Genomic DNA, 14,717 nt, shown 5'->3' on the forward strand with positions numbered 1-14,717 from the left:
GAGTGCTTTTTTTAAGCCTCCCTTATTTTTTATTAAACTGTTTTTACATAATTTTTATATAATTTCTATATATTCGAGTACCTTATCTATTCTATCTACGGCAATATCCGCTCCGTTTTTTAATAACTCTTCTTTGCTGTAAGTATTTGTAATTGCAGCTGTTTTTATGCCAGTTTTTTTAGCTCCTATTACTCCTGCAATACTGTCTTCAAATATTATTACATTTTCTTTTTGTATATTATTGTTATATTTTTTTAAAATTTCAAAAGCATTAATAAATAAATCTGCTTCAGGTTTTGCCCTTAGTTTTTCATTATGACATGAATAGCCTTTTATATATTTTGCTATAGATTTTTTTTCAGCCATTCTTTTTACATAATCTATATTACTGTTTGAAGCTATAACAATATCAATACTTTTTAATCTTTCTAATGTTTCAATAACACCGTCAAATGTTTCTAAATCTGTTTCTATTATTTTGTGAAAATAAATTTCTGCTTCTTTGAAAAAATTATCAGGCACATAGTACCCATTATTTTTTAGAAAATCATATATATCATCAGTTTGATATCCAGCCAATGATTTAAAATCAAAATCTTTAAGTGCATTCATTTCGGATGCAGTATGAATTAGTGCTTTTGTATAGAGGCTCTCACTATCAACTAAGGTACCGTCAAAATCAAATATAGCTCCTCTTATTTTTATAGTATTCATAGAATTTCCTTAAGCAATTTTTATTATCAAGAATTGTATATTTATTTATATCAAAATCAATAGAAAAAATTAATAAAAAATTTGTATTGTTTGATAATAAATTACATATGTGTTATAATTTTTTTACAGGCTATTTTATGAAAAATATGATAATCCAATTTTTAAAGGAGTATTTTACTATGGGTTTAAAATTAATTATTGCAAAAGATGCTAATGGAGTAGGAAAAAAAACAGCTTTAGAGATTATTAATTTGTTAAAGGTGAAAAAAGATGCAGTTTTGGGTCTTGCCACAGGAGGTACTGCTGAGGCTGTATATCCGCACTTAATAAAGGCGTATGAAAAAAAAGAAATAGATTTTAAAAATGTTAAATCTGTTAACTTAGATGAGTATAAAGGATTAGACCCAAAAAATGAACAAAGCTACAGATATTTTATGAATAAAAATTTATTTGACCATGTAAATATCGATAAGAAAAATACTTTTGTTCCAAGCGGTATAGGTGAAAAAGAAAAAATACTAGATGATTTCAATAAAAAAATAGAAAAACTCCCTAGAGATATACAATTATTAGGAGTAGGTCCTAATGGTCATATAGCATTTAATGAGCCTGATGAAGTTTTGCATGCAAATGCTTTGTGTGTTAAACTTAATGAAAAAACTATTAAAGCCAATTCAAGATTCTTTGCCTCAGAAAAAGATGTTCCTAGAGAAGCATTCAGTATGGGTATGGGCGGAATATTAAAAGCTAAAAAAATAGTTATAGCGGCTATCGGTAAAGGAAAAGCCGCTGCTATGAAAGAGCTTTTAACTAATGATAAAATTACTACTAAATGTCCTGTTACATTCTTAAAACTTCATAATGATGTAGTTGTTGTTATAGATCAGGAGTTATATGATGCTATACCAGAACTTAAAGAGAAAAAAGCTAATAAGAAATAATTAAAAAAATAATGCTTGTAATTTAGGGCAGCTTATGAGCTGTCCTTTTTATTTTATTCTTTGAAAATGGTTATATTTAAAGACGATATAAATTTAATAAATATAGGATTTTGTATATGAAAAAGAAAGCTGTTTTAATAGTGGTAGATAGCTGCGGAGTGGGGGCATTACCTGATGCAGCTCTATTTGGTGATGAGGGAGTTAATACTCTTGCTCATTTAGCTGAAGCTGAAGGGGGAATAAGCCTTCCGAATATGGAGAAAATGGGGATTGGAAATATTATAGATATAAAGGGAGTTGCCAAAAATAATAACGCTTTAGGATATTACGGAAAAGCTATGGAAACTTCTAAGGCAAAAGATACAACTACTGGACATTGGGAAATAGCGGGGCTTGTTTCAGAAAAACCTTTTAATACATATCCTAATGGTTTTCCAGAAATTACTTTAAAAAAAATAGAAGAGTTTTCTAAAAGAAGAATAGTATGTAATAAACCTTATTCTGGTACTGAAGTAATAGATGATTATGCAGATGAACAGTTAAAAGACGGTGCTTTGATAGTATATACTTCTGCCGATTCTGTACTTCAAATTGCAGCTCATGAAGATATAATACCTATAGATGAACTTTACAGCATATGCAAAAAAGCTCTTGAAATATGTAATGAATATTCACCTGTAGCTAGAGTTATAGCCCGTCCTTATATAGGAACTAAAGGCAATTATAAAAGAACAGAAAGAAGACATGATTATTCTGTGCCTCCAAGCGGAGAAACTATGCTTGACAGATTAAAAAATCATAATTTGCCAGTTGTGGGAATAGGAAAAACAAGCGATATATTTGCAGGGGTAGGCATTACAGAAAACAGACTTACAAATAAAAACAATCTTGATGGTATAGAAAAAACTATAAAAGCTATTAAGGAAATTGATGAAGGATTAATATTTACAAATTTGGTTGATTTTGATATGCTTTATGGTCATAGAAGAGATCCTAAAGGATATAAAAATGCTTTGGAAGAGTTTGATAAATATATACCAGAGATGACTAATAATTTGAATGATGATGATTTATTCATTATAACAGCAGATCATGGATGCGATCCTACATACAAAGGAAGCGATCATACAAGAGAGTATATTCCTATATTGGCATATGGAAAAAATTTAAAAAAGAATATTAATATAGGAGTAAAGGAATCATTTGTATCAATAGCTGCTTCAATAGAAAAACATCTTCTAGGCGATACAAAATTAGAGGGCTGTTTCCTATAATTTTTTAATATCATTTAATAACTGGGGTAAACTATCTCCAGTTATTAAATATATTTTTTCTTTACTTCCAGTCATTTATATTTAATGCTTAATTTTATTTATTTTTATCGCTTTAATAATTATACCCGACACAATAGTATTATTTAAATTTAATGTGCTAATTAACGCACGATTGACCTTTTATACCTAAACAATTATAATTTGTCAAAAATTAATTTTTTAAATTTAAAATATTTGCGGGGATTCACAGTCGTGCCCGCTCTGCGTGCCTTCGGCAACCCCACTTCTTTTGTGACGCTGTCCGCCTTCAGTGTGCCACAAAGAAGTAGGCACAGCCCGCAGTCGTGAAAGGCTACATTTTATGCTGAATTTAGCAATTTATCCTACATATAAAACATAATTAGTACTATTTAATAATAATTTCAACGCTTGCACTTTTTGGTTCTTTTTGCGGCGGGAAAAAGAACAATTAAAAATTGACAAACTTAAAAATTTTTAGTATATACAAAATAAGCCTTATTAAGGAAAACAATTTTTATTATACAAAAAATCATCTTATCGTGCGTAGCTAAAAATTTTAATGTATATTTTATATTATGATAACTATTAATTGAAATTTTATTATTTTGATATAATATTATTCAATTAATCGCATTTCATAATTAAAGAGGAATATATGCAAAACAATATAGATAAGGTTTTAATATTAGATTTCGGCTCACAATTTACTCAGCTTATTACAAGAAGAATAAGGGAATTGAATGTTTATTCAGAGATACACCCTTTTCATGTTTCAATAGATTTTATAAAAGAATTTAGTCCTAAAGCAATAATACTTTCAGGAGGTCCTTCAAGCGTATATGAAGAAGATGCTCCAAAAGTTGATAAAGCATTATTTGAATTAGGCATTCCGATATTAGGTATATGCTACGGTATGCAGATAATAGTTTATTCTATGGGCGGAAAAGTTGAAAGTGCTTCAAAAAGAGAATATGGAAAAGCAGAAATTGAAATAACTAATCATGAAAGCATATTCAAATCATTTGATAAAAAAAATATAGTATGGATGAGCCATGGAGATAGTATCAAATCTATACCAGAAGGTTTTGAACTTATAGCAAAAACACCGAATACAGAACTTGCTGCTATAGAAAATAAACAAAAAAATATTTATGCTATACAGTTTCACCCTGAAGTAGTTCACACTGAAAACGGTATAAAAATTATAGAAAACTTTTTATTTAATATTTGTAAATGCGAGAAAAATTGGAATATGGGCTCTTTTATAGAGTATGAGATAAAGAGAATAAAAGAGAGAGTAGGGGATAAAAATGTAATACTTGGGCTTTCTGGAGGAGTTGATTCTTCAGTGGCTGCTGTATTAATAGAAAAAGCTATAGGAAAACAGCTAAAATGTATATTCGTTAATAACGGTCTTTTAAGAAAAGATGAAGCCAAAAAAGTAGTAGAAGTATTCAGAGATAATTTTAATATTGATTTGATATATGTTGATGCTTCAAAGAGATTTTTGGATAAGTTAGCAGGTATTACAGATCCAGAACAAAAAAGAAAAATAATAGGTCATGAATTTGTAAGTGTATTTAATGATGAAGCTAAAAAGATAGAGAATGTAGGATTTTTAGCACAGGGTACACTTTATCCTGATGTTATAGAGAGTGTATCATTAAGAGGAAGTTCTGCAGTTATAAAAAGCCATCATAATGTAGGCGGACTTCCAAAAGATATGAAATTCGAACTTTTAGAGCCTTTCAGAGAATTATTCAAAGATGAAGTTAGAGAAATTGGGCTTGAATTAAAATTACCAGAAGATATTGTATATAGACAGCCTTTCCCCGGACCTGGTCTTGCCGTTAGAATACTTGGAGACATTACAGAAGAAAGAGTAAAAATACTTCAGGAAGCTGATGATATAGTTGTAGCTGAAATAAAAAAGGCAGGGCTTTACAGAAAATTATGGCAGTCATTTGCTGTACTTCTTCCAGTAAAAAGTGTTGGCGTTATGGGAGACGGCAGAACTTATGAACAGGTTTGTGCTGTAAGGGCAGTAGAAAGTGTTGATGCTATGACTGCAGATTGGGCTAAAATCGATTATAATGTATTAGGTATAATATCAAACAGAATAATAAATGAAGTAAAAGGTATTAACCGTGTTGTTTACGATATATCTTCAAAACCGCCTGCTACAATAGAATGGGAATAAGAAATAAGATTAATATGAATGTATAGGAGCTGTTATTTTTCAATAGCTCCGTTTTTTATATAGATTTATAAAATTAATGTTAAAATAAAAATAGCTGTATTCAATTTTTATATTATAATTTTTATATATTGAAAACAGCTATTTTTCGTAATTCAGTATTTATTATTAGAATAATCCGCTTATTTTTCCGTTTTCATCTATATCTATATTGCATGCAGCTGGTATTTTAGGAAGTCCCGGCATATCTATGATACCTCCAGCCATAGCAATAATAAATCCTGCACCTGAAGCAAGTTTTACTTCATCAATATTTAGAGTATATCCTTTAGGAGCATTAAGAAGTGCTGGATTATCGGATATTGATTTTTGAGTTTTTGACATACATATAGGCAGATTTCCAAATCCTATACTCTCTATTTTTTTTATCATTTTATTTGCTTTTGCTGAGAATTTAACATCACCAGCACCATATATTTCTTTGCATATAAGTTCTATTTTTTCTTTTATGCCTTTTTCTAAATCATATAAAGGTTTATAATTAGATTCTTCAGAAGCGGCTTTTACAACTTTTTGCGCTAAATCTTTTCCGCCTTCTCCTCCTTTTTCCCATACTTCGCAGAGTGATATTTCAGCACCAATGTCTTGGCAGTGTTTTGTTATGCATTCTATTTCTTTTTGAGTATCGGAAGAGAATTTGTTAATAGCAACTACAACTGGAACATTATATTTTCTCATATTTTCTATATGTTTATCCAAATTTTCAAAACCTTTATTTAAAGCATTCAAATCTTCTTTATTAAGCTCCAAAGCTCCTCCATGATGTTTTAATGCCCTTATAGTAGCAACCAAAACTATGCAGTTTGGCTTCAAATCAGCAGCACGGCATTTAATATCAAGAAACTTTTCAGCCCCCAAATCAGCAGCAAATCCAGCCTCTGTGATAGTATAATCAGAAAGTTTTAAAGCTAATTTTGTGGCAAGTATAGAATTACAGCCATGAGCAATATTAGCAAAAGGTCCTCCATGAACTATAGCAGGAGTGTTTTCTAGTGTCTGTACCAAATTAGGTTTTATAGCATCTTTAAGTAAAGCACAGGCGGCACCTTCAACTTTCAAATCTTTTACTTTTAAAGGATTATCATTAACATCATAAGCAAATACAATATTTCCTATTCTCTCTTTCAAATCCATTAAAGAGTTTGAAAGACAAAGTATAGCCATAATCTCAGAAGCAACAGTTATTTGAAATGATGACTGTCTAGTAACTCCGTTCTCACTTCCTCCAAGACCTATAACTATATCGCGTAATGCTCTGTCATTCATATCAACAACTCTTTTAAATACTATTTTATTAGTATCTATTTTTAATTCATTTCCTTGTTTTATATGATTATCAATACATGCAGATATTAGATTATGAGCAGAACCTATAGCATGAAAATCTCCGTTGAAGTGCAAATTAATATCTTCCATAGGTACTATTTGAGCATATCCGCCTCCGCATGCTCCGCCTTTTATTCCAAATACAGGACCTAAAGATGGTTCTCTTAAAGCAGCTACTGCATTTTTACCTATTTTATTTAAGCCTTGTGTTAATCCTATTGTAACAGTGGATTTTCCTTCTCCAGCAGGGGTTGGAGTGATAGCTGTTACCAAAACCAATTTTCCGTTTTTTTTGTCTTTTAATTTATTTAATAATGATAATTCTATTTTAGCCTTATACTTACCGTACGCTTCATAATCATCATCTGTAAGATTAAGCATTTTAGCTATTTCATCTATTCTTTTTAATTTACATTCTTGTGCTATTTCTATATCTGTTTTCATAATGTCTCCAATAAATTATTTGTAATATTTTATAATTTTTATTAGTAATTCTAATATAGTAAATATATAGCATTTTTTAATTATTTGATAGTGTTTTTTTCATTAATTACTCAAATTACTTTAAAAAATACTATTGAATTTTGTATAATTATTATTATAATTTTCTAAAAGAGGTTTAAATATATTTATTTTTTATTATATAAATTATTATAGAAAATTACTTCTTAATTTTTAATAAAGGATTCGTTTAATGGATAAAGTTAATATTAGTCTTATAGGTGTAGGAAGAATGGGGCAATTTCATTTAAATGTTATAAGCCAAATAAATCATATAAATTTATCTGGAATATATGATGCCGATGAAAATCATCTTAATGAAATATCTCAAAAGTATAATATAAAAAAATTTAATAGTATCGATGAAGCTATAGATAATGCAGATGCTGTAATAATAGCAAGCCCTACAACTTTTCATTTTGAAATAGCTAAAAAAGCCGTAGAAAAAGGAAAACATGTTTTGGTAGAAAAACCTATGACAGAAACTTATGCTCAGGCTTTAGAATTGGAAGAGATTGTAAAACAAAAAAATGTTATACTTCAGGTAGGACATGTGGAGAGATTTAACGGTGCTGTTCAGGAACTTCATCATATAATAGAAAAGCCTTATTTAATAGAGGCTAGAAGATTGGCTCCTTTTACTCCGCGTATTACAGATGTAGGCGTTGTATTTGATATTATGATACATGATTTGGATATTGTAACTTCATTAGTAAAAAAGCCAGTCATAAAATTTTCTGCAAGCGGAAAGAGAATAAGAACAAAAAATGAAGATATAGCCAGTGCATTATTAGAGTTTGAAGATGAGACTATAGCTACAGTAAGTGCAAGCAGAGTTACTCAGGAAAAAATCAGAACATTGGCTATAAGTACAGAAGAAGCATACTTTTTATTAGATTATGCCACTCAGGATATAACAATACATAGACAGGCAGCAAGTCAGAGCAATATAAAAACTTCTATAGGTATAAATTATAAACAGGAATCTATTATAGAAAGAGTATTTATTCACAGAGATAATCCTTTAAAATTAGAAGATGAGCATTTTGCAAATTGTATATTAGGTAAGGATAAAAGATTTGTTTCTATAGAAGATGATGTTAATACTATAAAATTAACAGAATCTATTTTAAAAGAGATAAAAAAGACTTGGTAACAACTTTTGTATATGATAGCGGGGGCTTTTATGTTCCCGCTTTTTTATAATATATCGTATTTTGATAAACTTTAATTTTGTCAGTAACTTATTTATATTTCTCAAACTAAATAAGTTATTCAGTATATACTGCAAATTTTTAAGTTTGTCAAAAAATAAATTTTTTAATTTAAAATATCGCAGGGCTTTGCCCCACACCCCAGTTCTTTTGTTGGCACAAAGAACCAAAAAGACTGCATTTTTAGCCTAAATTTCAGGATTACTATACATTTAATACATATATGTAAAATATAAAGTTCTAGCAATTGAATTTTTTTAAACTTTTTTGTGCTGCAAAAAAGTCGATAATTATGTATAATGTCCATCAATTGACAAAATAAAATTGTTCCAGTATATATTAAAAAGGAGACATAAAAAATGCCCCCTTTAAAATTAAATTCTTAATTTATATAATTTAGATATTAAGAGTCAAGAAAATCTTTTAACTCTTTTTTCTTTGACTGAGCTCTTAAACGTCTTATAGCCTTAGCCTCTATCTGACGTATACGCTCTCTTGTAACCTTGAATACATATCCAACTTCTTCAAGAGTATGAGAATATCCGTCAACAAGTCCGAAACGCATTCTTATAACTTTTTGTTCTCTATCTGGCAAACTATCAAGTATAGAGTCAATTTGCTTTCTTAAGATTTTGAAAGTAGTAATATTTTGAGGACTTTCAAATTCTTTGTCTTCTATAAGCTCTCCTAATATAGTGTCCTCTTCATCACCTATAGGAGCATTTAAAGATACAGGGTCTTTAGCTACATTTCTTACGCTTTTTACTCTGCTTTCAGGCCAGCCTAATGCTTTTGCTATCTCCTGAATAGAAGGCTCTCTTCCATGCTGCTGCATATACTGTCTTAATACTCTTTGAACTTTATTGATCTGCTCTATCATATGAACAGGTACTCTTATAGTTCTAGCCTGATCGCTTATAGAACGCGTAATAGCCTGACGTATCCACCAAGTGGCATATGTAGAAAATTTATATCCTTTTTTGTATTCAAATTTATCTACGGCCTTTATAAGACCGATATTTCCTTCCTGAACCAAATCAAAGAAATGAAGACCTCTATTAACGTATTTTTTTGCTATAGCAATAACAAGTCTTAAATTTGCTTTAACTATATGATCTTTAGCCTGAGCTATTTTTCTTCTGGCAGAATCTATTTTACGTACCCATTCTACCAAAGTTTCTTTATCAATACGTACTTCATCATAAATATCAGCCATACGCACCTGAGCCTTATGAAAACTAGTTATAACAGCTTCTATAGCTTCCGGAGTAATATTAAACTCATCTACAAGTCTTATATATATATCCTTATTGCCAGATTCTATTTCTTTATAGTAGTTTTCAAAGTCGGATATTTCTTTATAGTATCTTTTTTTAAGTTTTTCAAAATATTCTTCTATTTGATTTATTCTATGAAGATAGAACTTTAGCTTTTCAGCTATTCTGTCTATTTCCATTCTGTTTAATCTTACTTTTGTTAGAAGTTTAACAATATTTTCTTTAACCTCTTCCTGTTCTTTGGTAAGAGCTTTAATAGTTTTCTGAGTTGTAATCTTTTTAATTCTCTTATCCAAAGCAAGATACTTTTCAGCTAATGCCGTATACTCTTTTTCAAAGTTTTTGTATTTTCTTTCTAATTTTCTTTTTTCCTGAGTAGAAACATTGTAAATTCTAGGCGGCTCTAATATTTCATGTATAGAAACCTTTCCAGTCTGCACATTTTTAATAGTTGTTAGAACTTCTCCTACAACAAGATGAGTATTAAGTATAATATTTTCAATCTCAGATTCTCCTGATTCTATTTTTTTGGAGTAATCTACTTCATCATCATGAGTAAGAAGGCTCACCTTTCCTATTTCTTTAAGATAAAGTCTGATAGGATCATCATTATTACCCACTTTATCTTCTACATGTATAAATTTAGCAGCATCGTCAATTTTATTCTGATTTTTGGAAAGGCTTTCAAATTCCCTTTTGTCTTCAACAATTACAATCTTTCTTGCATTTAATAATTGAAAAAGTATATCCATTACATCAGTATCCATATTGTCTATGGCACCATTAATCTCTTTGAAAGTAAGATATTTGTTGGCATTACCTTTTTCAAGTAATTTTCTAATCTTTTCATTATTTTTAATCAAAAGATCGCAATCTTCTTCTGTCATCATAAATCACTTCCTTGATGTAATTTTTCTTTTTGCTTATTAAGTAAATGTATTTCGCGTGCTTTTTCACAAATAGCCTCAAATCCATCATTTAATGAATGATTATTTATTATTTCCATTCTTTTAGAGTCTATGTCGCCGCTTTTAATTTTAATAATAAGCTCCTCCAATTTTTCATATATGTTTTCGCTGTATAATTTCTTCTTGCTTAAAATCTGATTGGCTATATGCTCATTTCCAAGTATATTAAGAGCATCTTCTACGCTTGCTTCTTTATTAAGAGTTAAGAGCCTTATATAAAATTCCCTTGTTATATCTTTCTTAATAAGATCTACACTAATTTCTCTTTCAGCCTCTTTAATTAAAGAAGGATTCAAAGCAAGTAAGTATATTAAACTATTTTCATAGTAAAATTTATTGTCTGTATTATTTTTTGTTATTTTTCTGCTATTATTATAGGAAACATTCTGATTTGTTTTCTGCGTACGTAAATAATCCTTGTTAAAAGCCTCCCTATCTATAGAAAGTTTAGAAGCAACATGTGAAATTATCATCTGCTTCTCTGTTTCGCTTTTTACAACGTCCAAATACCTATAAAAGCCGTTAATAATCATTAGCTTTTCTTCTATAGAAAGAGAAGAAATTTCCTTTTTTACTTCTGTTTCTATAATATAATCATACCAGTGCAATCTATTATTATATAGTATATCAAACCGCTTTTTGTCATAAACTGTAAAAAATTCATCTAAATCTTTGGTTTCTTTTATAGAAAGTATAGTCAATTTTAGATCAAACTTCAATAGTGTAAGTATAGCGGCTTTGGCCGCCTTTATACCAGCTTCATCACTGTCTAAAGCTAGTACTACATTACTAGTATATCTTTTTATTTCTTTGGCATGCTCTTCTGTTATAGCCGTTCCAAGTGTTCCAACCACATTTTTTATACCCATTTTGTGGCAGGCTATAGTATCCATATACCCTTCTACAAGTATAATTTCGTCCTGTTTCATTATATAGGATTTTGCTATATTTATACCGTACAGAGAGGATTTCTTCTTGAATATTAAACTTTCCTTTGAGTTTAGGTATTTTGGTTCTTTTCCGTCTATGCTTCTTCCTCCAAAACCTATTACTTCTTCTCTTTCATTTATAATAGGAAACATTATTCTATTAACAAATGTATCATAATAGTGATTAGGATTATTTTTGCTTACACTGGCAAGACCTAATATATGCATATTGTTAATAGTAATTTTATTTTCAGCTAATGCATCAATAAGGGCATTCCAGCTTGGAGGGGCATATCCTATTTTAAACTCTTTTATAATGCTGAATGGTATTTTTCTTTTTTTAAGATATTTTTCAGCTTCTTTATAGAAATAACCGCCGTTTTTGTCTTTTAAAAGCAGAGTTTTACCAAAGAAATTGCAGGCTATTCTATTAATTCTTCTGCTTTCTAAGTATATTTTGTCCTTTTTTGAGGATTTAGCAGAGAAGAAATCGGTAACATCTACAGAGAATCTCTTTCCAAGATATTCTATAGCCTCTTTAAAAGACATATTTTCTTTTTCTTTTAGGTATGTTATAACATTACCCTTAGCTCCGCAGGTGAAGCATTTATATACACCTTTATCATCATCAACAGACATGGAAGGATTAGTTTCCTGTCCGTCTTTATGAAATGGACATTGAACTGTATATTTGTTTCCGCCTCTTGAAACTACTTTATATTTATCTCTCAAAATATCAATAAGAGATACCCTAGACAATAGATTATTTAATTTTCCTATAAATAAATTATCCACAGCACATAAACTCAAAATATTATCTATATATTAATCGGATATAGATATCAAAAAATACATGTTATACCCATAAATAAATATAGACAAATATAAAAATATTTTAAAAAAAGTCAAGCAATTATGGTTTAAAAAAATAAAAAAAATGTAATTACAATTCAATTTATTTTACATATTTATTGCTTGACAAAATTATTTTTTTTATTATTATAATGAGAACATCTTTTTTGGGGAAATATTGTGATTAATTATTTTGAAAAGAGCGAGAGAAGAAGAAGGATCTTAAACAATATAAAATCAAAGAGGATTATTATAGATAAATTTCATATACCTCTTGGCATAGTTCCAAGTGAATATGCTTACCCCATGGAAGGGACAAAGATAGAATTAAAAAATACTAATAATGGAGATATCTATACATATAGAATATCAGTATCGGCAGAGAAAATATATTCTCTTTATTTAAAGCTTCTGAAACTTTTTCCATCATACGGAACCATTGTTATAGAACGTATAAGCGAGGATATAAACAGAAGTTTTGATGTTCTTATGAGTGATCCTGATGTTTCATTAAATGAGATAAGAAAGGTATTTAAAAAATATAATGAACTTTGGGTTGAATGCGGTTTTGTAGGGTTTGGTGTTATAGATGAGCTTACCGAATTTGAAATTTTTATAAATTTGGATAAAGAAATAGAGATTAACACTACATATAAAAATATGAGAAAAATTAACCGCATACTTGATTCTTATAAACTTCTTAATGATGATGTTTCATTTATGAGCGATTATGAGCATCTTAATTATTCATTATCTTCTATAGCAGCAGATTACGGCTGTTCTGAGACTGATGAATATATATTTGATTACTATGATATTATAAATAATCTTAAGTCAATATATGGTTTTACAACTATTAACTTAAATGAGAATGATAAAATGATTAAAGCTCCTAAATGGTGGAATGTTACTGTTAAGGGACTTGGTAAATGTCAGAAAAGAACTTTTATATCTACTTATTATATAGTTGCAGATACTATAGAAGAGATGGAAACTTTAATAGATGAAAAGATGAAAGATATGAATGTGGATTATTATTATATTTATGATTTTTATAATGTTGATCCTAATAATTATAATTATGAAAGTGTAAATGTTACAAATATACATAATATATCTTTTGAGAAAGCTCCGTTTGGAATATGGGCTCAGTCTGATGTATTTATATGTAAGGTAAAAAATATAGCGTCATATTATATTAATAAGAATTATGCAAGAACATATTGATAATGATTTTCAAAAAGCGTTAAAATTAAAAGAACATATTAAATATCAATTTAAATATTGTCCTTACTGCGGAGAAAAAGATTCTTTTATTTTTAATGATATAAAGATTTTTAAATGCTCAAAATGTAAAAGAACTTACTTTGTTAATCCTGCATCTGCTGTAGGGGTTATAATAGAAACTCCTATAGGAATAGTGTTTGTTGAAAGAGGTATTGAACCTAAAAAGGGATATATAGATATGCCGGGCGGATTCTGTGAGCCTTATGAAAGAGTGGAAGATACTGCTGTACGAGAGGTTTTGGAAGAAACGAATATAAAGATCGATAATATACATTTTCTTATAAGCGGCTCAAATGAGTATATATACGAAGGTATTATGTATGTTACATCTGATTTATTTTTTTATTCAAAATTAGATTATGTACCTGATGTTAAAGCAGATGATGATGCTGTTAATGTTATATTTATTAAGAGAGGGGATATAGATATGAAAAATATAGCATTTGAATCAGCTAAAGAGGCATTACGCTATTATATAAAAAATTATTAAATATTAAAAAATAGTTTTTATTATAAAATATTAAAATTATCTTTGTATATAAAGTTTTTTGATTATAAAAATTGATAAATATTATAAAAATATGATAAATAAGAAACAGATTTTAGAATTAATACTCGCTTCATTTACAGCTGTTTTTTTGGCAGCATTTATTAGAATATTCTTTTTTGATACTTATATAGTTACAAATAAATCTATGGAGCCTACTTTTTTTGAAGGGGATCAGATACTGCTTTTAAAAAAGAATTTTATATTTAATAAAGTGAAAAATTTTGATGTAATTGTATTTGAATATGATAACAGCAATTTAGTAAAAAGGGTTATAGGAAAAGAAGGCGATAAAGTAGAAATTAGAGACGGCGGGCTTTATTTGAACGATAATTTAATAGAGCATGAATATTATATATTTTCAGATGAAGATAATGCTGTTTATATTGTAGGAAGTAATCAGTATTTTGTTTTGGGGGATAATATAAGTTTAAGCGAAGACAGCAGATATTTCGGGCTTATAGATGAAAAAGATATAAAAGGTCAGGTTATATTAATATTCAGCCCTAAAAGCAGATTTCAATTATTCAGTAATATATTTCATAAATATAATTAGATTTATTCAAAAATATTTTGTAAATACAATATTGATAATCTTCAATATGTATT

11 protein-coding genes are annotated in these 14,717 nt (G+C 28.8%); 7 read left to right on the plus strand and 4 right to left on the minus strand.

All coding sequences use genetic code 11. The annotated features are described in order from the left end of the window. Positions 1-54: 54 nt before the first annotated feature. Positions 55-714, minus strand: coding sequence for an HAD family hydrolase (locus tag F811_RS0108030; RefSeq protein ID WP_020004736.1), 660 nt, complete (start codon positions 712-714; stop codon positions 55-57). 179 nt (positions 715-893) lie between these two features. Here F811_RS0108030 and F811_RS0108035 point away from each other — a divergent pair, with 179 nt between their 5' ends. From F811_RS0108035 to guaA, 3 genes are all read left to right on the plus strand, one after another. Continuing rightward, positions 894-1,655 carry a glucosamine-6-phosphate deaminase gene (locus F811_RS0108035; RefSeq protein WP_020004737.1) on the plus strand — a complete coding sequence of 254 codons (762 nt, stop codon included), beginning with the start codon at positions 894-896 and terminating at the stop codon, positions 1,653-1,655. A 116-nt stretch (positions 1,656-1,771) separates the two neighbouring features. Continuing rightward, positions 1,772-2,929, plus strand: coding sequence for a phosphopentomutase (locus F811_RS0108040; protein WP_020004738.1), 1,158 nt, complete (start codon positions 1,772-1,774; stop codon positions 2,927-2,929). Between the two features lie 676 nt (positions 2,930-3,605). Next, positions 3,606-5,150: a glutamine-hydrolyzing GMP synthase gene (guaA, locus tag F811_RS0108050; protein ID WP_020004739.1), complete on the plus strand. Its 1,545-nt coding sequence runs from the start codon at positions 3,606-3,608 to the stop codon at positions 5,148-5,150. Positions 5,151-5,315: 165 nt separating this feature from the next. Here guaA and F811_RS0108055 read toward each other — a convergent pair whose 3' ends face one another. After that, positions 5,316-6,977, minus strand: coding sequence for a formate--tetrahydrofolate ligase (locus F811_RS0108055; protein ID WP_020004740.1), 1,662 nt, complete (start codon positions 6,975-6,977; stop codon positions 5,316-5,318). 250 nt (positions 6,978-7,227) lie between these two features. Between F811_RS0108055 and F811_RS0108060 the strand changes: the two genes are divergently transcribed. Next, positions 7,228-8,190 carry a Gfo/Idh/MocA family protein gene (locus F811_RS0108060; protein ID WP_020004741.1) on the plus strand — a complete coding sequence of 321 codons (963 nt, stop codon included), beginning with the start codon at positions 7,228-7,230 and terminating at the stop codon, positions 8,188-8,190. 461 nt (positions 8,191-8,651) lie between these two features. Here the strand turns inward: F811_RS0108060 and rpoD are convergent, their stop codons facing one another. Both rpoD and dnaG read right to left on the minus strand, forming a co-directional pair. Then, positions 8,652-10,415, minus strand: a complete 1,764-nt coding sequence (gene rpoD / locus F811_RS0108065) for an RNA polymerase sigma factor RpoD (protein WP_020004742.1) — start codon at positions 10,413-10,415, stop codon at positions 8,652-8,654. After that, positions 10,412-12,217: a DNA primase gene (gene dnaG / locus F811_RS0108070; RefSeq protein ID WP_020004743.1), complete on the minus strand. Its 1,806-nt coding sequence runs from the start codon at positions 12,215-12,217 to the stop codon at positions 10,412-10,414. The genes rpoD and dnaG overlap by 4 nt, the downstream gene beginning before the upstream one ends. Before the next feature lie 237 nt (positions 12,218-12,454). Between dnaG and F811_RS0108075 the strand changes: the two genes are divergently transcribed. The 3 genes from F811_RS0108075 to lepB all read left to right on the plus strand — a co-directional run bounded on the left by F811_RS0108075 (position 12,455) and on the right by lepB (position 14,664). After that, entirely contained in the window at positions 12,455-13,501 is a 1,047-nt protein-coding gene (locus F811_RS0108075) for a hypothetical protein (RefSeq protein ID WP_020004744.1), read from the plus strand. Continuing rightward, entirely contained in the window at positions 13,485-14,051 is a 567-nt protein-coding gene (locus F811_RS0108080) for an NUDIX domain-containing protein (protein WP_020004745.1), read from the plus strand. Before F811_RS0108075 ends, F811_RS0108080 begins: the two co-directional genes overlap by 17 nt. 91 nt (positions 14,052-14,142) lie before the next feature. Then, positions 14,143-14,664 (plus strand): signal peptidase I, encoded by a 522-nt coding sequence (lepB, locus tag F811_RS0108085; protein ID WP_026364384.1) that lies wholly within the window; start codon positions 14,143-14,145, stop codon positions 14,662-14,664. The last annotated feature ends 53 nt before the right edge of the window (positions 14,665-14,717 follow it).

The sequence above is a fragment of the Brachyspira innocens ATCC 29796 genome (assembly GCF_000384655.1).
In the GTDB taxonomy this organism is placed as follows: Bacteria; Spirochaetota; Brachyspiria; order Brachyspirales; family Brachyspiraceae; genus Brachyspira; species Brachyspira innocens.